15 protein-coding genes and 1 pseudogene are annotated in these 19,087 nt (G+C 71.1%); 9 read left to right on the top strand and 7 right to left on the bottom strand.

Going from position 1 to position 19,087, the window contains the following annotated elements; translation table 11 throughout:
- Positions 1-70: 70 nt before the first annotated feature.
- The 3 genes from OG870_RS46210 to OG870_RS46200 all read right to left on the bottom strand — a co-directional run bounded on the left by OG870_RS46210 (position 71) and on the right by OG870_RS46200 (position 2,859).
- A complete protein-coding gene (locus tag OG870_RS46210; protein ID WP_327692234.1) occupies positions 71-1,678 on the bottom strand; it encodes a serine/threonine-protein kinase in 1,608 nt (535 codons plus the stop codon).
- Positions 1,679-1,807: 129 nt separating this feature from the next.
- Positions 1,808-2,281: a carboxymuconolactone decarboxylase family protein gene (locus OG870_RS46205; RefSeq protein WP_266528164.1), complete on the bottom strand. Its 474-nt coding sequence runs from the start codon at positions 2,279-2,281 to the stop codon at positions 1,808-1,810.
- 125 nt (positions 2,282-2,406) lie between these two features.
- On the bottom strand, positions 2,407-2,859 hold the full coding sequence (locus OG870_RS46200) for a flavodoxin family protein (protein WP_266528161.1): 453 nt from the start codon (positions 2,857-2,859) through the stop codon (positions 2,407-2,409).
- Between the two features lie 133 nt (positions 2,860-2,992).
- On the opposite strand from OG870_RS46200, the gene mgrA reads away from it, so the two are divergent.
- Positions 2,993-4,036, top strand: coding sequence for an L-glyceraldehyde 3-phosphate reductase (mgrA, locus tag OG870_RS46195; RefSeq protein WP_327692233.1), 1,044 nt, complete (start codon positions 2,993-2,995; stop codon positions 4,034-4,036).
- 9 nt (positions 4,037-4,045) lie between these two features.
- Here the strand turns inward: mgrA and OG870_RS46190 are convergent, their stop codons facing one another.
- Positions 4,046-4,927: a YegS/Rv2252/BmrU family lipid kinase gene (locus OG870_RS46190; protein WP_266528155.1), complete on the bottom strand. Its 882-nt coding sequence runs from the start codon at positions 4,925-4,927 to the stop codon at positions 4,046-4,048.
- Positions 4,928-4,987: 60 nt separating this feature from the next.
- Positions 4,988-6,583, bottom strand: a complete 1,596-nt coding sequence (locus tag OG870_RS46185) for an FAD-binding oxidoreductase (protein ID WP_266928385.1) — start codon at positions 6,581-6,583, stop codon at positions 4,988-4,990.
- Between the two features lie 81 nt (positions 6,584-6,664).
- Between OG870_RS46185 and OG870_RS46180 the strand changes: the two genes are divergently transcribed.
- The 3 genes from OG870_RS46180 to OG870_RS46170 all read left to right on the top strand — a co-directional run bounded on the left by OG870_RS46180 (position 6,665) and on the right by OG870_RS46170 (position 9,238).
- Entirely contained in the window at positions 6,665-7,264 is a 600-nt protein-coding gene (locus tag OG870_RS46180) for a TetR/AcrR family transcriptional regulator (RefSeq protein WP_266528153.1), read from the top strand.
- The gene (locus tag OG870_RS46175; protein ID WP_266928164.1) at positions 7,261-8,838 is read left to right on the top strand and encodes a glycerol-3-phosphate dehydrogenase/oxidase; all 1,578 of its coding nucleotides are present in this window, start codon (positions 7,261-7,263) and stop codon (positions 8,836-8,838) included. The genes OG870_RS46180 and OG870_RS46175 overlap by 4 nt, the downstream gene beginning before the upstream one ends.
- Before the next feature lie 103 nt (positions 8,839-8,941).
- Entirely contained in the window at positions 8,942-9,238 is a 297-nt protein-coding gene (locus OG870_RS46170; protein WP_266928166.1) for a hypothetical protein, read from the top strand.
- 71 nt (positions 9,239-9,309) lie between these two features.
- Here OG870_RS46170 and OG870_RS46165 read toward each other — a convergent pair whose 3' ends face one another.
- Positions 9,310-11,415 carry a DUF1996 domain-containing protein gene (locus OG870_RS46165; RefSeq protein WP_327692232.1) on the bottom strand — a complete coding sequence of 702 codons (2,106 nt, stop codon included), beginning with the start codon at positions 11,413-11,415 and terminating at the stop codon, positions 9,310-9,312.
- A gap of 171 nt (positions 11,416-11,586) precedes the next feature.
- On the opposite strand from OG870_RS46165, the gene OG870_RS46160 reads away from it, so the two are divergent.
- The gene (locus OG870_RS46160; RefSeq protein ID WP_266928170.1) at positions 11,587-12,402 is read left to right on the top strand and encodes a class I SAM-dependent methyltransferase; all 816 of its coding nucleotides are present in this window, start codon (positions 11,587-11,589) and stop codon (positions 12,400-12,402) included.
- Positions 12,403-12,596: 194 nt separating this feature from the next.
- Here the strand turns inward: OG870_RS46160 and OG870_RS46155 are convergent, their stop codons facing one another.
- Positions 12,597-13,385 carry a maleylpyruvate isomerase family mycothiol-dependent enzyme gene (locus OG870_RS46155; protein WP_327692231.1) on the bottom strand — a complete coding sequence of 263 codons (789 nt, stop codon included), beginning with the start codon at positions 13,383-13,385 and terminating at the stop codon, positions 12,597-12,599.
- 74 nt (positions 13,386-13,459) lie between these two features.
- On the opposite strand from OG870_RS46155, the gene OG870_RS46150 reads away from it, so the two are divergent.
- The 4 genes and pseudogenes from OG870_RS46150 to OG870_RS46135 all read left to right on the top strand — a co-directional run bounded on the left by OG870_RS46150 (position 13,460) and on the right by OG870_RS46135 (position 18,960).
- Positions 13,460-14,146, top strand: coding sequence for a lipoprotein (locus OG870_RS46150; RefSeq protein WP_266528139.1), 687 nt, complete (start codon positions 13,460-13,462; stop codon positions 14,144-14,146).
- A 364-nt stretch (positions 14,147-14,510) separates the two neighbouring features.
- Positions 14,511-15,386, top strand: a pseudogene (locus OG870_RS46145) (chitinase); the annotation flags it as partial.
- Between the two features lie 54 nt (positions 15,387-15,440).
- Positions 15,441-17,657, top strand: coding sequence for an RICIN domain-containing protein (locus tag OG870_RS46140; RefSeq protein ID WP_405623086.1), 2,217 nt, complete (start codon positions 15,441-15,443; stop codon positions 17,655-17,657).
- A gap of 22 nt (positions 17,658-17,679) precedes the next feature.
- Entirely contained in the window at positions 17,680-18,960 is a 1,281-nt protein-coding gene (locus OG870_RS46135; RefSeq protein WP_327692230.1) for a ThuA domain-containing protein, read from the top strand.
- Positions 18,961-19,087 lie beyond the last annotated feature (127 nt).

The raw sequence follows: 19,087 nt of genomic DNA, 5'->3' as shown, positions 1-19,087 counted from the left end.
ATCGTGCAGGCCAAGCCTTGCCCGGTGCGCGGAGTGAAGCTCTTCCGGCTGCTGCATCCGGCCGAACGGCTCAACCGTCGGCCGGCACCACCCTCCTCACCTTGCCCAGGGTGTCCGCCTCCAGGTAGCCGCCGCCATTGAAATCGTGGCTCAGATAGACGGCCATTCCGGCCGGGGTACCGAAGACGTTGTCCGGCTGCTTCACGACCAGGTACCGGGATGTCGGCTTGTCGACCTTCAGTTCCTTCTCGGCTCGGGCGAACAGGGCGGGCACGGCGTCCCATCGGAAGTTCTTCAGGCTCACCGGCTCCGTGTCGCTGGACAAGGTGCCCTTGATGATTCCCTGCTCCGCCCCGCTGCCGGCGCGGTAGTCGTAGTCGACGTAGTGGGTCCGGCTGCCGTCCACCATCATCGCGGCCGACGCGTGGTCCGGATAGATGTAGAAGTCACCGAAGCTGTCGCTTCCCGATGCTTCCTCCAGAGCCTTGATCACCGTCCGAATGCCGTTCGGGGTGAGCAGGTTGCCGGCCTTGGCGGTCGAGCCGGTCACTGTGGCCGAAGGGGGTGAAGTCGAGGCGGTGGGACTCGAACCTGCCCGGTGCGTCCGGCGGTCCTTGCCCGTCGGCGCCGCCGTATGGTCGCCGTCGCCGCCCGACAGGGCCACCCACACAACTCCGCCCGCCAGCACGGCACCGACCGCCACCGCGGCGAGCGCTGCCCGCAGCGTTCGTCGGGCGTCGGGGCGGGGCATCACGGTGTCGGAGGGATCAGGGACCGGGACCGAGGCGGCGTTCCGCGGGGGCGCCAGGGGATACGAGGTGACCGTGGGTTCGTCGCCGGCCTCTGCCGTGGCCGCCAGCAGCCGGTCGACGGTCTCCGCGTCCGGACGCGCCGCGGGATCACGGACGAGCACACGGGCCAGTACGGGAGTCAGCGGCCCGGCCTGCACGGGCGGGGGTACGTCCTCGTGGAGTACGGCGGCCAGGGTGGCCAGGGTCGTTCCGCGCCGCAGCGGATGCCGCCCCTCGACGGCCACGTACAGCATCATCGCCAGCGACCACAGGTCCGACGCGGGTCCGCCGTCGCCGCCCGTGACGCGCTCCGGGGCCATGAAGTCGGCGGTGCCGATGATCGATCCGGTGGCCGTCAGCGCGGTGGCATCACGGATCGCGGCGATGCCGAAGTCGGTGAGGACCGGCCGGCCGTCGGTGCGCAGCAGCACGTTGGCGGGTTTCACGTCGCGGTGCTGGACGCCCGCGTCGTGCGCGGCGCGCAGCGCGTCGAGGACTCCGCGACCCGTGCGAGCGGCCTCGGCGGGCTTCAGGGGGCCGCGGGCCAGCCGGTCGGCGAGGGAACCGCCCTCGACGAGTTCCATGACGATCCACGGGTAGGTGCCCTCGCCGCCGTCGACGATGTGATGGATCGTCACGACGTTGGGATGCTGGACGCGGGCCAGGGCGCGGGCCTCGCGCAGCACCCGCTCCCGCAGCATCCGTGCCGAGTCCGGGTCGTACTCGGCGAGGTCCGGGTCGGCGGGCCGGACCTCCTTGACGGCCACGCTGCGGTGCAGCAGCAGGTCGCGGGCGCGCCACACCGTGCCCATTCCGCCACCACCGAGCCGGGCCTGAAGCTCGAAACGGCCGTCGACGACCCGTCTGTCGGTGTCCCCCTCGTTCATGGCGAGGAGCATAAGGGGCGCGAAATGCGCACGTGGCCCCGGGCATGAGGTCGGCGGCCGTCCGTGGCGCGGCTGAACGGCCCGGGCGGGGAGACCGCCCGGCCCGTGCGTGTCGTCGGGTGCCGCGCGTCAGCCGAACATGCCCGGCTGGTAGTCGCCGGCGGGCTGCTGAACGATCACGTTGAAGCGGTTGTACATGTTGATCAGGGCAATGATGGTCACGAGGGCGGCGAGCTGGTCCTCGTCGTAGTGCTTGGCGGCGTTGGCCCAGGCCTCGTCCGTGACGCCGCCCGCCGCGTCGGCGATGCGGGTGCCCTGCTCCGCCAGTTCCAGGGCGGCGCGCTCGGCCTCGGTGAACACCTTCGCCTCGCGCCAGACCGCGACCAGGTGCAGTCGCTGCGGGTCCTCCCCGGCGGCCAGCGCGTCCTTGGTGTGCATGTCGGTGCACATGCCGCAGCCGTTGATCTGGCTGGCACGGAGCTTCACGAGCTCCTGCGTGGCGTGCGGCAGCGTCGAATCCGAGACGGCCTTGCCCGCCGAGTTGAGGTGCCGGAAGACCTTGGTCGCGACCGCGTTCTCAAAGAGGTTCAGGCGAGCTTCCATGGTGTGCTCCAGTGTCGTCGTCGTTGCCTACACCTCTCTGACGGCACGGCTCGGCCCGATGTGACACACACGAATGTGACCTGCGTCTCGCCGGGCCCCTGCCTTCGACGATGCCTTCGGCTCGGTCAGTCCAGCAGTCCGGCGGCGAGGGTCGCGCCCAGTTCCCAGCATGCCTCGATGTCTGAGCGGGCCGGCTGCCCGGTCACGGTGACGGGCTTGGCGGCGGCCCGCCAGCCGAGACCGGTGGTGATCGTCTCGATCCCCCGCACCGCGCCCGTGACGTCGCTGCCGCCGTGCACGTAGTAACCGAAGGGGCGGCCCTGAGTGGCGTCCAGACACGGGTAGTAGATCTGGTCGAAGAAATGCTTGAGGGCTCCGGACATGTAGCCGATGTTGGCCGGGGTGCCGAGCAGATACGCGTCGGCGGCCAGGACGTCGGACGCCGTGGCCGCCAGTGCCGCCCGCCGCACGACCTCGACACCCTCGATCTCGGGTGCGGTCGCGCCGGAGACGACGGCCTCCAGCAGGGCCTGGCAGTGGGGCGAGGGCGTGTGATGCACGATCAGCAGGGTGGGCACACCCCGCACCCTACTCAGAGCCGATGCCGACCCGATGCCGACCCGATTCAGAGCCGATTCAGAGAAGACACCGCTGAATCCGATGAAAGGGAGTTGTTGGACTTCAGAATCGTGCGCGAGCACAGTGTGCCCCATGAGCCACCTCGCAGATCCCGAGCGTTACAACGGCACCATGCGCTACCGGCGCACCGGACGTTCGGGCCTCGACCTCCCCCTTCTCTCCCTGGGTTACTGGCACAACTTCGGGGACGACCGGCCCTTCGAGACCCAGCGCGAGATCGCCCTGCACGCGTTCGACCTCGGGATCACCCATCACGACCTGGCGAACAACTACGGTCCGCCGTACGGCTCCGCGGAGATCAACTTCGGGCGGCTGATGAAGCAGGACCTCGCGCCGTACCGCGACGAGCTGGTGGTCTCCACCAAGGCCGGCTGGGACATGTGGCCCGGCCCGTACGGTCAGGGCGGCGGATCCCGCAAGTACATGCTCGCCTCGCTCGACCAGTCGTTGCGGCGCACGGGCCTGGACTACGTCGACATCTTCTACTCCCACCGTCTCGACGCCGGCACCCCGCTGGAGGAGACGATGGGCGCGCTCGACACGGCGGTGCGCCAGGGCAAGGCCCTCTACGTCGGCATCTCCTCGTACGACGCCGAGCGCACCCGTGAGGCCGCCGCGATCCTGCGTGACCTGGGTACTCCGCTGCTCATCCACCAGCCGTCGTACAACATGCTCAACCGCTGGATCGAGACCGACGGTCTGCTGGACGCCGCCCAGGAGGAGGGTTTCGGGGTCATCGGGTTCACCGCGCTCGCCCAGGGGCTGCTGACCGGGCGTTATCTCGGCGGCGTGCCCGAGGGTTCGCGGGCCGCGGCGGGCACGTCGTTCGACACGGCGTGGCTGTCGGAGGACATGCTGGGCCGGCTGCGGGCGCTCAACGACATCGCGGCGCGGCGCGGGCAGACCCTGGCGCAGATGGCGCTCGCCTGGGCGCTGCGGGACGAGCGGGTCACGTCGCTGGTCATCGGCGCTTCGCGCACGGAGCAGTTGGAGCAGAACGTCGCCGCGCTGGACAACCTCGACTTCAGCTCCGAGGAGCTGACCGAGATCGACAAGTACCTCACCGACGGGGGTGTCGACCTGTGGCGTGAGGCCCGGACCGGGAACCTCGGCTGAACCGGGCGCTCAGCACAGCACGCGCAGCGCTCCGGGCAGGACTCTGACCGTGACGGGCAGGACGGCCTCGACCTCTCCGTCGGCGCCGTAGGGCACGTCACGGTCTGCGGAGATGCTGATCTCCCTGCCGCGCAGGATGCGCACCTGCGGCCGGTCGACGTGGGTGCCCGTCCTGAGTTCGTTCATCAGGGTGAAGAAGAGCCGCCGGGGCGCCTCGCTGATCATCACCACGTCCAGCAGGCCGTCGTCCACGCGCGCGGCGGGGGCGATGAGGCGTCCTGAGCCGTAGTAGCCGGAGTTGGCGGCCACCACGGTGTAGCCGGTGTGCTGGTGTGTCACGCCGTCGACGGTGACGCGGTAGCGGGCGGGCCGCCAGGTGGTGACGGCGCGCAGGCCGCCGGCGTAGTAGGAGGCGGCGCCGCGCAGGAGTTTCGCGTGGTTGGCGTGGCGGTTGGCGAGGGCGTCGACGCCGGCGTACACGCTGCCGAGGACGACGGTGCGGTCGTGGGTGGCCGACTCGACCTCGATGGTGTCGACCGGGCGCGGCTCGTGATGGAGCAGCACCTTGGCCAACGCCGGGGGTTGTGTGGGGAGTTCGAGAGCTCGGGCGAAGTCGTTGCCGCGGCCCGCGGGGACCAGGCCGAGTACGGAGCCGGTGCCGCTGAGGGCGCCGCCGATGCCGCCCGCGATGCCGTCCCCGCCGACGGCGAGCACGACGCGGCCCTGTTGTCCGGCATGCCGGGCGAGTTCCTGGGCGTGGGCCAGGCTGCGGCTGTACTCGGTCTGCAGCTCGGCGCCCGCCTCGCGCAGCAGCCGGGCCACGGCGAGCAGCGCGGCGGCCGACGTGGATCCGCCCGCGGTGGGGTTGACGACGGCGGTGAACTGTCGCATCGGTGTGCCTCCGGGGCGGACGGGTCGATGGTGCCGGGCAGGGGTTGACGAGGTGCCGGGTCAGTCGTCGAGGGGCAGGAGCACGCCGGGGTTCAGCAGTCCCACCGGATCCAGTCGCCGCTTGACGGCACGCAGCGCGTCGACGGCCAGCGGGCCGGCCTCGCGGACGTACCAGTCGCGGTGGTCGGTGCCCACTCCGTGGTGGTGGGTGATCGTGCCGCCCGCGGCGAGGATCGCTTCGTTGGCGGCGTGCTTGGCCGGCGTCCAGTGCGCGACGGGGTCCTCGCCCTGCGCCGAGACGACGGTGAAGTACAGCGAGGCGCCGTTCTCGTAGACGTGGGAGATGTGGCACATGACCAGGGGCGGGGTGCCGGCCTCGGTGAGGGTCGTGGTGAGCGCGTCGCGCACGGCGGCGTACAGCTCCGGGATGCGGGACCAGTAGGCCGCGGTCTCCAGTGTCTCGGCGAAGGCGCCCGCGTCGAGCAGGGCGTCGCGCAGATAGGGGGCCGAGTAGCGGCCGTGGGCCCAGTGTGCGCCCGGCTCCTCGCCCAGGGGGGTGCCGCCGCACTCGCGCAGGACGGCCGCGGCGCGTTCCCGGCGGTACGAGGTGTCCTCCTCTGTGCCTTCGTAGCCGGCGATAGCCGTGCAGCCGACGGCAGTCGGGGCGTCGGCCGCTCCGATGGCGTCGGGCCGGGCGAGGCCGATCAGGGTCTCCGTCTCGTCGGACAGGCGCAGCACGGTCGGGCGCGGCCCGTCCTGGGCGAGTCTGCGCAGGGCCGCGGACCCTTCCTCGAAGGAGGCGAAGCGCCAGCCTTCGTAGACCCGGATCTGCGGGACGGGGTGGACGCGGAGCGTCACGGCGGTGATGACGCCGAAGGCCCCCTCGGAGCCGAGGACGAGCTGGCGCAGGTCGGGGCCGGCCGCCGAGCGCGGGGCGCGGCCCGTGTCGATGGTGCCCTCGGGGGTGGCGAGGGTGAGACCGAGGACCATCTCGTCGAAGCGGCCGTAACCGGCGCTCGCCTGGCCGCTGGAGCGGGTGGCGGCGAATCCGCCGATGGTGGCCCACTCGTAGGACTGGGGGAAGTGGCCAAGGGTGAAGCCGTGTTCGGCGAGCAGCGCCTCGGCCTGCGGGGCGCGCAGGCCCGGTTGCAGGGTGGCGGTGCGAGAGACCGGGTCGAGGGCGAGCAGGCCGTCCATGCGCCGCAGGTCCAGGGCGACGAACGTGCCCCGCGCGGGAGCGAGGCCACCGACGACGGAGGTGCCGCCGCCGAACGGGACGAGCGCCAGGCCGTGTTCGGCGCACGCGCGCAGCACGGCGACGATCTCTTCGTGGCCGGCCGGGAGCAGCACGGCCGCCGGGGCGTCCGCGGTGTCGCCCTCCCGGATGCGCAGCAGGTCCGGGGTGGACTTGCCGCGGGTGTGCCGGATCCGGGTCTCGGCGTCGGTGCGCACGTACTCCTCGCCGCCCACGGCGGCCGCGAGGGCGTGGTGCGCGGCAGGCTCCAACTGCCCCTCCGCAACAGCGATGTCCACGAGGCCGACCGGCTCGGCGCTGCGCGGCTTGACGCCGAGCAGATCGCGCAACAGCCCGATCACCGTGTCGGGCAGCGGCGCCGCCTTGGCCGGATCGCCCCAGCCACTCCACAGCATGTCCATGACTGTCGTCCTCACCGGTCGATTCGAGCGATTCCGTCTCCTGGCGACGCCGTGGGGCGCCGAGACGTTACACTGTGACACATGACGCCTATTCGTCACAACAGCTCGGACAGTGATGCGGTGCTCGACGCGGTGCGGGACTGCGTCCTGGCCGTCGGGGTCCGTCGTACGACGCTCACCGACGTGGCCCGCCGCGCGGGCGTCTCCCGGATGACGCTGTACCGGCGCTGGCCCGATGTGCGCACCCTCGTCGGTGACCTGATGACCCGGGAGTGGGTCGAGGTGGCCACCCGGGCGATACCCGAGCGCCGGCCGGGGGCGGACGCGCGCGGCCTGCTCGTGGACGGGCTCGTGGCCGGGGTGGACTCGTTCCGCGCCCATCCCCTCTTCCGGAAGATCGTCGACGTCGATCCCGAGCTGCTCCTGCCCTATGTGCTGGACCGCCGCGGCGCGAGCCAGATCGCGCTCCTGGAGCTGCTGGCGGACGGCCTGAAGGAAGGACACGCCGACGGATCGGTCCGGGCGGGCCACCCCGAGCGCCAGGCCCGCTCCCTGCTGCTGATCGTCCAGTCCTTCACCCTGTCCCTGCGGACCATGACCGACGAGGACGACGCGGAACTGGACTCCGCGGCCTTCCTCACGGAGCTGCGCTCCATCCTGGAGAGGACCCTCACCCCATGAGCCACAGCCCCGCCGCCGGATCGTCCCTGTCCGCCGCCCGGCGTTCGCGCGAGCTGACCGAGACCGTCGGCGGCCCGGCCGTGGACGTCCTCGTCGTCGGGCTCGGCGCCACCGGAGCGGGGGCCGCGCTGGACGCGGCCGCCCGCGGGCTGAGTGTCGTCGCCGTCGACGCCCACGACCTGGCCTTCGGCACCTCCCGCTGGAGCAGCAAGCTGATCCACGGCGGGTTGCGCTACCTCGCCTCCGCGCAGTTCGACGTCGCCCACGAGAGCGCGGTCGAGCGGGGGGTGCTGATGGAGCGCACGGCACCCCATCTGGTGCGCGCGCAGCCGTTCGTCCTGCCCCTGACTCCGCTGGTCGGCCGGGGCCAGGCAGCGCTGGCCTGGGCGGGGTTCCGGGCCGGTGACGCGCTGCGTGTGACGGCCCGTACGGCGCGGGCCACGCTGCCGGCGCCGCGCCGGCTGTCCGCGGTGGAGACCCGCCATCTCGCCCCCGCCCTGCGCACCGACGGCCTGCGCGGCGGCCTGCTGTCCTGGGACGGGCGGCTCGTCGACGACGCGCGTCTGGTGACCGCCGTCGCGCGCACCGCGGCCGCTCACGGTGCACGGATCCTGACCCGCGTCAGGGCGCTGGAACTCACCGGCTCCGGCGCCCGCGTCCGTGACGAACTCACCGGCGAGGAGGGCGAGATCCGGGCCCGCGCGGTGATCAACGCCTCGGGCGTCTGGGCGGGCGGACTGGTCGACGGCATCCGCATTCGGCCCTCGCGCGGCACGCACCTCATCCTGCGTGCGGAGGACCTCGGCCCCGTCCCGGCCGGCCTGCACATCCCCATCCCCGGGGAGACCAACCGCTTCGTCCTCGTCCTGCCGCAGGGCGACGGCCGCGTGTACGTCGGCCTCACCGACGAACCCGTCGAGGGCGACATCCCCGATGTGCCGGAGGTCCCCGAGACGGACATCGGCTTCCTGCTCGACGTCCTCGGCTCGGTCCTGAACATCCCGGTCCGGCGCCAGGACGTCGTCGGCGCCTTCGCGGGGCTGCGCCCGCTGCTGGACACGACACCGGAGGCCGGCTCCGGCGCCACGGCCAGGACAGCCGACATCTCCCGCCGGCACGCGGTGCTCACCTCGTCCGAGGGCGTGATCACGGTGGTCGGCGGCAAGCTCACCACGTACCGGCGCATGGCCGAGGACGCGGTGGACGCCGCCGTCGCGGGCCGTCACCTCACCGCGGGCCCCTCCCCCACCGCATCGCTGCCGCTCGTCGGCGCCGCGTCCCCTCGCGCCCTCGACGCGCTGCCGGCACCGCGCCACCTGGTACGGCGCTACGGCACCGAGGCGTCGGCCGTCCTCGCGCTCGGCGAGCACGACCCCCGGCTCGGCGAGCGGGTCCTGCCGGGACACCCGGTGACCGCGGCCGAGCTGCTGTGGGCGGTGCGCCACGAGGGCGCGCTCGACGAGGCCGACGTACTCGACCGCCGCACCCGGATCGGCCTGGTGCCGACGGACCGCGCCGCGGCACTGGACACCGCGCGGGAACTGCTCGGCGAGGTGCTGGACCGGCAGGACTGAGGCCCGGCAGGGCTAAGTCCCGGCAGGGCTGAGGCTCATCCGCTCAGGCTGCGGCCTCGGCCCGGCGTGCGAAATCGCAAATGCCCGCATATGCTCCATTTGCGTGACACATCATTTCGACGAGCTGGTGGAGAAGCAGCGCGCAGCCGACCAGGCGCACCACAGGGTCGAGGAGCTGCGCCGCTCGTACGGCCCCCCGACCCAGCAGGGCGGCTGGCCCGGACAGCAGACCGACACGTACGAGACCGCCTTGCGTGCCTGGCGGGATCTGGCCCGCGAGGCACAGACCTCGGTCACCGAGTACGCGAAGGAAACGGGAACACCTCGCAACGAGGTCGAGGCCGACGTCAGCGAGAGGGTCAGACGCTCCGAGCACACGAGCCGCCGGTCCGAGCGGTAGGGCCTCGCGCGGGCAGGCCCGAACGCGGACGGGCGCCCGGACCGGGAGGTTGGTCCGAGCGCCCCTTCGCGTCAGCGCACGTAACGGCGCCGTGTGCGGGTGAGCAGGAACAGACCTGCGACCAGCAGGACCGTGCCGGCCAGGGCGGGCCACAGGGTCGTGCCGGTCTCCGCCAGCCCGCCCTGGACCGCCTGCGGTTCGGTCTGGCCGGCGGCGGAAGCGTCGTCGTTCCCGCCTGCCGCCTGGGCCTGGGTGGAGCTGTCGTCGGACGAGGCGCCCTGTTGCGGCGCGCCCGCGGCGCTCCGGGATGCCTTGGACGACGCGTAGACGCGGGGTTCCGTCGTGCTCGACAGCGTGGGCGCGTCGTCGCCCGCCGGCTGTGTGGTCTCCGGCGCGGCGGTCGTGGGCTGCGCGGTCTGGTCGCCCGACCCGTTGCCGGAGTTGCCCTTGCCCGACCCGTCGCCCGAATTGCCGTTGCCCGAGTTCCCGTTGCCCGAGTTCCCGTTGTCGTCACCGGCGGGCGGCGTGGTGGGGTCCTCGGTGGGCTGAGCGGTGGGCTGGTCGGTCGGCTTCTCGGTCGGCTTGTCAGTCGGCTTGTCAGTCGGCTTGTCAGTCGGCTGCTGGGTCGCTCCGTCGTCCGAACCCGGGTCCTCGTTCGTGCCGGCACCGCACGCACGGCCGCCGTTGATGCAGGACACGACCTCCTTCATGAGGTTCTCGTCGAACACGTTGATGAAGTCGCCGTGATCGGTGACCGGCTTGTGCAGCTGCTCCGGGAAGGAGTCCACCGCGAACAGCGGGGTCGTACGGCCGCCGTCCTGCAGACTCGGCGCCTTGACGTCGTAGACGATGCGCTGGACCAGCTGCGGGATGGCCTTGAAGCCGTTCGAGCAGTTGCCGGCGGCGTCCTCGAAGGCCACGTGGGTGCGGTGGTTGGCGCTGTCGATGTTGCGGCCGTCCCAGCAGCTCTGGAACTTGAAGGTGCGGACCACGTCACTGCCCTGCGGGCACAGCGGGTACTTGTCCTTGAGCTGCCGGTCCTCGAACCCGGTGCAGCTCCACGAGGCGTTGGCGTTGCCCGGGCCGTTGACGAACGCCTTGGCGTCGCCGGTGATGATGCGCAGCAGTCGGGGCATCTCCGTGACCTGGCTGCGCTGGTTGCCGATGAACGTCAGCGTGACCTGCTTGGGCGTGACGATCTCACCGGCGTTGCCCTCGATCCCGCCGCCGGGCTTGTCGGCGTCCTGCTCCTGGCTGCCGTTCTGCAGGCGCACCACCGGCCAGTAGTACGTGGACTTGTCGCCGGGGTTCTCGCAGCTCGTGTCGGCCTTGGCGAGGTCGTCGTCGCTGGCGAAGGCGTTGTTGGACTGGTTGCCGACGTAGTCGTGGAAGTGGTGCGCGCCGTTGGTGACACCAGGGGCGACGATCACGTTGTCGGAGTTGAACAGACCGCCCGCGTTCACGCCGCAGCTGGTGGTGAAGGTGCCCTTCGAGGCGAACGAATTCAGGTCCGGCGCCGAGGAGTTGGGCTGGACGGTGTTGATGTCCTGGTAGTCCGCAGCAACCGGCCCGTTGCCGGCCTGGCCGCCGTTGCCACCCTGCTGGCCACCGCCGTTCTGCTGGCCGTCCCCGTTCTGCTGGCCGCCCTGCCCCTGCTGCTGGCCGTTCTGGGAACCACCCGCGTCCTGGCCACCGTTCTGGCCGCCGTTCTGGTTGTTCCAGGCCCGCATCGAGCAGTCCGCCATGGAGTCGAGCCCGTCGGGACGCCGGCCGGCCTGGTCCATCGCGTCGCCGATGCGGTCGAGGCTCTCGCTCCGCTTCTCCTTCAGCGGCTTCATGACCGTGTCGTCGGTGTAGTCACCGTCCTGGCGCTGCTCCGGCGTCGCCGCCTGCAGCCGCTGGTAGGCCTCGGCTATCTGCTGGTCCATCGAGGCGAGTTCCTTGTCGACGTCGCCCCGTGCCTGGTCCGGGACCTGCGTCAACTTGCTGCCGACGTCAGGGCAGTCGATGGTGCCGGCGGCGCTGCGCGTCTGCGCTCCCTCCGTACCCGAACCGCCTTCCGTCGCCGAGGCGTAGACATTGGCCGCCACCAACCCGCCTCCGCCCAGCATCAGCGCGAATGCCGCAAAGGTTGCGCGGCGTGGGCCTGTCGGGCGTCTGCGCGTGTTGCGTCCCACGAGAGTTCTCCTACGGATCACGGCGGTCGGGCATACAAATCCCTCGCCACATACGGACGGCGCCACCGGTGTGTTCAGCCGCCTCACAGATTCATAGGAACCTCTCAGAAAGCGCGTGCCCCCGAGCGCCCACGCGTGGCGCGGTCTCGGGCCGCGCGGCACAGTGGAATCGTGGCCGAACGGGACTTCGACGTGTGGACCGCCGGGATCGCCTACGAGCGGTACATGGGGCGATGGAGCCGAGTGGTCGCCGACCGGTTCCTGACCTGGCTGGGCTGCGGGCCGGGGGCGCGCTGGCTGGACATCGGCTGCGGTTGCGGCGCGTTGACCGCGGCGGTGGCGACTCGCTGCCGGCCGCGGACGCTGCTCGGCGTGGAGCGGTCCGCGGGATTCGTGGCGGCGGCCCGCGCGGCCACGTCCCCGCCGACCCACTTCGCGACAGCTGACGCGCTGGCTCTGCCGGTGCGCAACGGCGCGGTGGACGTGGCCGTCAGCGGGCTGGTCCTGAACTTCCTCCCCGCGCCCGGCGCCGCGGTCGCCGAGGCCGCGCGCGTGGTGACGCCGGGCGGGCTGGTCGCCGCATACGTATGGGACTACGCCGAACGCATGGAGTTCCTACGGCACTTCTGGGACGCCGTGACGACGGTCGATCCGACGTCGGGGGCGGCGCTGGACGAGGGCCACCGATTCCCGCTCTGCCACCCGGCCCCGCTACGACGGCTGTGGAGCGAGGCCGACCTGGTCGACGTGGAGGTCACCCCCGTCGAAGTCCCCACCCTCTTCACCGACTTCGCCGACCTGTGGGATCCGTTCCTGGCCGGCCAGGGCCCCGCACCCGGCTATGTGGCCTCGCTCGCCCCGACAGCCCGGGACCGGCTGCGGGAGGCGTTGCGCGAGCGGGTGCCGGTTCACCCGGACGGCACGATCGCACTGCGGGCGCGCGCCTGGGCGGTACGGGGCCGTAAGGCAGGAGTTGTCGCCGGCTGAACCCGAGTGGGCAGGATCGTGGCGGTGCCGCCGAGATGCGGATCACTTGCTCGTGGGGCGCGTCCGCGAGGCGAGCCTTATCCTGGCCAGCCGCGCACCTCGGGCAATCCGCCCTGCCGCGTGTCCTGCGCCACGCCCGTATCCAGGCGTCCCATGATCGTCCGACCACAACTGCCGTCAGCGTTCCGCGCCTTCTACGCCTCCAGCCAGAACCCGGTGCGCGTGAGCCACAGTTCGAGCAGTTCCGTGTCGCCTCGGGTCTCGACGGCAGGCGCGGGGCGGCGATAGAGGAACAGAAGCAGGTCCGTCACCGGTCCGCGTACGGTCACGGTGGCCTCCGCGGCCTCCGCGGACCACGGCCTCCAGGCCGGCCGGTCGCCGGTCAGGTCGACCAGCCAGTCGCCGCTGCCCGGTGCCTGGAACCGCAGCGTACGGCGTGCACCGAGCAGGCCGGGTGCTTGCGGTCCGGGTTCGTAGGCCTCGGGGACGGTCGAGAACTCCAGCCACTCCTCCACCGCGTCGACCGCGATGCGGTCGTCGAGCGGGAACTCGGCGCCGGTCGCCAGTGCGGCGTCGGCGCGGTGGACGGCGGTCTCGTGGGTCATCCTCCGGGCCCAGAACAACGCCGTCGACTGTTCGTGGGCCGGCGTCCAGACCTGCGCAACGGGCCCGGCACCGCGCAGAGTCGCACTGAGCCGAGCGGCTCCTGCGCCGAGCCAGTCGGCCGGCTCGTCGTCGCCCACATGCGCGTATGCGGCGGGATCGTCGACGCCGTCGCCGGGGACGGGTTCGACGGCCCTCGTCCGTACGACCTCTTCGGCCCATCGATGGTCTCCGCCCACGTGCCGCAGCAGCCGGCCGAGGTCCCAGCCCGGGCAGGTGGACACCGGAGTGGCCGTGTCGGCCCCTCGGATCCGGCTTCTGAGCAGGTCGGTCTGGGAGACGATTGCGTGACAGTAGTCGTCGAAGGTCAGCGAGGCCACCCGCCCATCCTGCCAGCGGGGCCCTCCGCCGGCGCTCGGATATCGTGTCCTGCCTGATCGAGAGGAGACGGCACATGCCGGTCGGGGCGGGGAACACACGGCTGAGGCTGGTCCATGCGGCCTTGCTGGCCGGGGTGTTGACAGGCTGTGCCGAGACGTCGGGCGGGGGGACACGGGCGAGCACACCGGCGACGGCGGACTCGTCCGGCCCAGGCGCGAAAGCCGCCGAGAGGGGTACGACGATCGGGGCGCCGGGCTCGGCCTGCGAACTGCCCGTCACCTTCGACATCGCCAGGAACTGGAAGGCGAAGGCCGTCGATGCCGAGGCAGCCTCGGGCGACGGTACGGGGGACTCCGGCGACCTCGGCTCCGACATCGCGGCCGCTCTCCTCCGCCAGGGCCCGGTCACGGCGGCGTGTGAGGTCGACGCCAAGCCCGCGGGCAACATCGGCTTCCTCCGCGTCTGGACCGGCGAACCGGGCGCCGACGACGCACGCACCGTACTGAAGGCCTTCGTGGCGGCCGAGGACGGTGCGAGCAGGGCTGAGTACCGCACCTTCACGGCGGGCGACCTCGACGGCGTCGAGGTGGAGTACCAGTACACGAGCGAGCTCCTGGACGAGACCAAGCAGGAGCACGCCCTCGCCGTCACCACCGCGCGCGGACCGGTCGTCCTGCACCTCGGAGGGCTGGACGACGGGGAACACCGGGCGATGCTCCCCGCGTTCGAGCTGGCGAAGCGGACCCTTCGCACGGCGTAGCGGTTCAGGGGCAGGCGGATCGATACAACGAAAGCGGTGGCGGGACTCCGATGAAGGGGTCCCGCCACCGCTCATTTCTTGAAGAGATGAAGCGGACTCGTGTCACTGCGGCTTCATCTCTTGACGTGTTTGGTTCAGACCTTTAGGTTCCCGGTCACACCGCTTCACGAGTACGCCCCAAGTTCAGTCATGTGAACGGGGCGTGCTGCCTCCACCCCCACCGTCCGCGGCCGACGAAAGGCTGTGATCCCCCCTCATGAACGCCCAACCCCCCACCCGCACCAGCGTGTTGCGCGGCGGCATCGCCATAGCCCTGTGCGCCCTGTCCGCCAGTGCCCTCGCCGTCTCGCCCGCAGGGGCCGCCGCGCCCGCCCCGATGGCCGTCGCGCCATACCTCTACAACGGCTGGGGCAGCCCGCCCGATCCCACCACCGTGACCAACGCCACCGGCGTCAAGTGGTTCACGCTCGCCTTCGTCCTCAGCAACGGACACTGCAATCCGCAGTGGGACGGCAGTCGACCGCTGACCGGCGGGGTCGACCAGCGGACCGTCAACACCGTGCGCGGCAACGGCGGTGACGTCATCCCCTCCTTCGGCGGCTACAGCGGCAACAAGCTGGAGAGCTCCTGCTCCAACTCCGGGGAACTGGCGGGCGCGTACCAGAAGGTCGTCGACGCCTACGGCCTGAAGGCGATCGACATCGACATCGAGGCCGACGCCTACAGCAACCCGACCGTGCAGCAGCGCACGGTGGACGCGCTGAAGACCGTGAAGGCGAAGAACCCCGGGCTGAAGGTGTACATCACCATCGGCACGGACCAGAGCGGACCCGACACGAGCCTGATCAGGCGGGCGGCCTCGTCCGGGCTGTCCGTCGACGCCTGGGCCGTCATGCCGTTCGACTTCGGCGGGGCGGGCAAGAACATGGGCACGCTCACCAAGCAGGCCGCCGAGGGGCTGAAGTCCGCGCTCCGGAGTGCCTACGGCTACGGCGACGACCAGGCCTACCGGACCATGGGCATCTCCTCCATGAACGGGATCACGGACCAGAACGAGAAGGTCACCGTCGCCGACTTCCGCACCATCCTCGGCTACGCCCAGCAGCACCATCTGGCCCGGCTCACCTTCTGGTCCGCCAACCGCGACCGGCCGTGCACGGGCGGCCCCGCCGACAGCTGCTCCGGCGTCGGCCAGCAGGCCTGGGACTACACGCGCGTCTTCGCCCAGTACACCGGCTGAACTCCGCCCCGGACGTACGCACTTCCCACCCCCCACCCGCAATGGGAGACAGCCGTGCCCGGATCCACGAGAACCACCGGCAGCCGCCGCCTGCGCATCCTGCTCACCGCCTTCGCGCTCGCCGCGACCGGCACCGGTCTCGCCGCCGTCCTGCCGCACACCGCACAGGGCGCCCAGGCGGCGACACTGCCCACGAGCTGGGCCACCGTCGTCAACAAGGGCAGCGGCAAGTGTGTCGACGCCCGCGGCGCCGGTACCGCCGACGGGACCGCCGTACAGCAGTACGCGTGCAACGCGGGACAGGCCCAGCAGTGGCGCTTCCAGGACGCCTCCGACGGCCGCGTCCAGATCGGCAACCGGGCCGACCCGGCCAAGGTCTGGGACGTCACCGACGTCTCCACGGCGGACAGCGCGCCCGTGCAGCTGTGGACGTACGGCGGCGGCGCCAACCAGCAGTGGCAGGCGGTCCCCGAGGAGGACGGCGCCTACCACTTCGTCAACCGCAACAGCGGCAAGTGCCTCGACGTGCCGTCCGCCTCCACCGCGGACAGTGTCCAGCTCCAGCAGTACGCCTGCAACGCGAGCACCGCGCAGTCGTTCTACGTCAATCCCGTCGATGCCCAACAGCCGCCCGGCACACCGGACTTGGGGCCGAACGTCACCGTCTTCGACCCGTCGACCCCGGCCGCCACGGTCCAGAGCAGCCTCAATGCCGCGTTCGCGCAGCAGGAGACCAACCAGTTCGGCACCGCCCGCAAGGCGTTCCTCTTCAAGCCGGGCACCTACGACGCCGACGCCAACGTGGGCTTCTACACGCAGGTCGCCGGTCTCGGCCTGTCCCCCGACGACGTGACCATCCGGGGCGCGGTGCACGCGGAGGCCGACTGGTTCCAGGGCAACGCCACCCAGAACTTCTGGCGTTCGGCGGAGAACCTGTCCGTCACCCCGGCCTCCGGCACCGACCGGTGGGCCGTCTCCCAGGCGGCGCCGTACCGGCGTATCCATCTGCGGGGCAACCTCCAGCTCGACGACGGCGGTTGGTCCAGCGGCGGGTACATGGCCGACACCGAGGTCGACGGGCAGGTCCGGTCGGGCTCGCAGCAGCAGTGGCTCACCCGCAACTCCCAGCTCGGCAGCTGGACCGGCTCCAACTGGAACATGGTCTTCGTCGGCAGCAAGGGCGTGCCCGCCACCAGCTTCCCCAACCCGCCGTACACGACGGTGGCGCAGAGCCCGGTCACCCGGGAGAAGCCGTTCCTGTACGTCGACTCGGCCGGCGCCTGGAAGGTGTTCGTGCCGGCGTCACGCACCAACTCCAGTGGCGTGAGCTGGAGTTCGGGCACTCCTGAGGGAACCTCGCTTCCGCTGTCCGACTTCTTCATCGTCAAGCCCGGTGCGACGGCCGCGCAGATGAACGACGCGCTGGAGGCGGGCAAGCACCTGCTGATCACGCCGGGTGTCTACCACCTCTCCCAGACGCTCAAGGTGACCAAGCCGGACACGGTGGTGCTCGGCCTGGGACTGGCCACGCTCGTTCCGGACAACGGCGTCACCGCCCTGACCGTCGCCGACGTCGACGGAGTGCAGCTCGCCGGGCTGCTGATCGACGCGGGCACCACCAACTCCGCGCAGCTGCTGGAGATGGGCCCGAGCGGTTCGTCGGCGGACCACGGCGCCGACCCCAGCTCCCTGCACGACGTGTTCTTCCGCGTCGGCGGCGCGGGCGTCGGCAAGGCCACCACCAGCCTGACCGTGAACAGCGACGACGTCATCGGCGACCACCTGTGGATCTGGCGCGCGGACCACGGCGGCGGAGTCGGCTGGACGAGCAACACCGCCGACACCGGGCTCGTGGTCAACGGCGACGACGTGACGATGTACGGCCTGTTCGTCGAGCACTACCAGAAGCACCAGACGATCTGGAACGGCAACGGCGGCCGCACGTACTTCTACCAGAACGAAATGCCCTACGACCCGCCGAATCAGGCGGCCTGGATGAACGGCTCCACCCAGGGCTACGCCGCCTACAAGGTGGCGAACTCCGTCACCAGCCACCAGGTCCACGGCTTCGGCAGCTACTGCTACTTCAGCTCCGACCCGGGTGTGACGGCCGAGCACGCCATCGAGGCTCCGGACAACCCGAACGTCCGCTTCACCGACATGGTCACCGTGTCGCTCGGCGGCAAGGGCACCATCCGTCACGTCGTCAACGACCGCGGCGGACCGTCCAACTCGTCCACGAACGTGGCCGACCTCGTCAGCTACCCCTGAACCGGACGGGAGATCTCATCCGATGCATGCCATCAGATCCGGCGCCGTACGCATCCTGGTCCTCCTGGCGATCCTGCTGACGGGACTGTCCGCGCCACGCGCCCAAGCCGCCCCGGCCGCACAGCCGTTCAAGGTGCTCGCCCTCTACAACGGCACCTGGGACGCGGCGCACATCAGCTTCGTCCACGAGGCCAACACCTGGTTCCCCGAGCAGGCCGCGCAGAACGGCTTCACCTACACGGCGAGCAACAACTGGGACCTGCTCGCGAACGGCGGAGTCAACGGCTACCAAGTCGTCCTGTTCCTCGACGACCTGCCGCAGACCGCCGCCCAACGCGCCGGATTCGAGAACTACATGCGCGGCGGCGGGGCCTGGATGGGCTTCCACGTCTCCGCCTTCACCACCGACGCGCAGAGCTGGCCCTGGTATCACGACCAGTTCCTCGGCAGCGGCGACTTCAAGTCCAACACCTGGGGGCCGACCACCGCGGTCCTACGGGTCGAGGACCACACGCATCCCGCGACGAAGAGCCTGCCGGCCACGTTCACCTCGTCCGTCAGCGAGTGGTACAGCTGGTCGAACGACCTGCGACAGAACCCCGACATCAAGATCCTCGCCTCGGTCGACCCGAGCAGCTTCCCGCTCGGCACCGACCCGAACCAGTCCTGGTACAGCGGCTACTACCCGATCCTGTGGACGAACACGAAGTACCGGATGCTGTACGCCAACTTCGGCCACAACGCGATGGACTACAACACCAACACCACCCTGTCCTCGACGTTCGCGAGCGCGACGCAGAACCGCTTCCTGCTCGACGGGCTGAGATGGCTCGGCGGTGCGGACAGCACCCAGCCGCCGGCCGGCCCGGTCTCCGAGACCTCCTGGTACAGCGTCCGCAATGACGCGAACGGCACCTGTGCCGACGCGCGTTCCGCCGAAACCGCAAACGGGACCGCGATCCAGCAGTACACGTGCAACGACACCGGCGCACAGCAGTACCAGTTCCGCGCCACCGACGGCGGCTACTTCCGGATCACCGCTCGGGGCAATCCGCAGCAGGTCGTCGACGTCACCGGCCGGTCGACGGCGGAGGGCGCGCCCCTGCAGCTGTGGTCCTGGTCCGGCGGGCAGAACCAGCAGTGGCAGCCTGTGCGGGAGCCGAGCGGCCGCTATCACCTCGTCGCGCGGCACAGTGGCAAGTGCCTGAGCGCGGCCGCGACCGCGGCCGACGGCGTTCAGCTCACCCAGCGGGCCTGTGACGGATCGGCCGCACAGAGGTTCCAGTTGACCGCGCACCCCTGAGCCGGTGCGCGAAGGGCCCCGACCGCCGCGCGGGTGCGGCCGGGGCCCTGCCCCGGCCCCGATCCACTCCAAGTCCGCCACTCACGTGACCGGGGTCGCGCCGCACACCCCGGGAGCGGCGTACGAC

The sequence above is a fragment of the Streptomyces sp. NBC_00461 genome, from assembly GCF_036013935.1.
Classification (GTDB): domain Bacteria; phylum Actinomycetota; class Actinomycetes; order Streptomycetales; family Streptomycetaceae; genus Streptomyces.
Note: the sequence above shows the minus strand (reverse complement) of the source record. Positions and strands in the feature narration are given on the sequence as shown.

Excerpts from the sequence above, each read along its gene's own strand:
- OG870_RS46210 (WP_327692234.1), bottom strand. The coding sequence starts at position 1,678 with ATGAACGAGGGGGACACCGACAGACGGGTCGTCGACGGCCGTTTCGAG.
- OG870_RS46205 (WP_266528164.1), bottom strand. The coding sequence starts at position 2,281 with ATGGAAGCTCGCCTGAACCTCTTTGAGAACGCGGTCGCGACCAAGGTC.
- mgrA (WP_327692233.1), top strand. The coding sequence starts at position 2,993 with ATGAGCCACCTCGCAGATCCCGAGCGTTACAACGGCACCATGCGCTAC.
- OG870_RS46190 (WP_266528155.1), bottom strand. The coding sequence starts at position 4,927 with ATGCGACAGTTCACCGCCGTCGTCAACCCCACCGCGGGCGGATCCACG.
- OG870_RS46185 (WP_266928385.1), bottom strand. The coding sequence starts at position 6,583 with ATGGACATGCTGTGGAGTGGCTGGGGCGATCCGGCCAAGGCGGCGCCG.
- OG870_RS46180 (WP_266528153.1), top strand. The coding sequence starts at position 6,665 with ATGACGCCTATTCGTCACAACAGCTCGGACAGTGATGCGGTGCTCGAC.
- OG870_RS46175 (WP_266928164.1), top strand. The coding sequence starts at position 7,261 with ATGAGCCACAGCCCCGCCGCCGGATCGTCCCTGTCCGCCGCCCGGCGT.
- OG870_RS46150 (WP_266528139.1), top strand. The coding sequence starts at position 13,460 with ATGCCGGTCGGGGCGGGGAACACACGGCTGAGGCTGGTCCATGCGGCC.
- OG870_RS46135 (WP_327692230.1), top strand. The coding sequence starts at position 17,680 with ATGCATGCCATCAGATCCGGCGCCGTACGCATCCTGGTCCTCCTGGCG.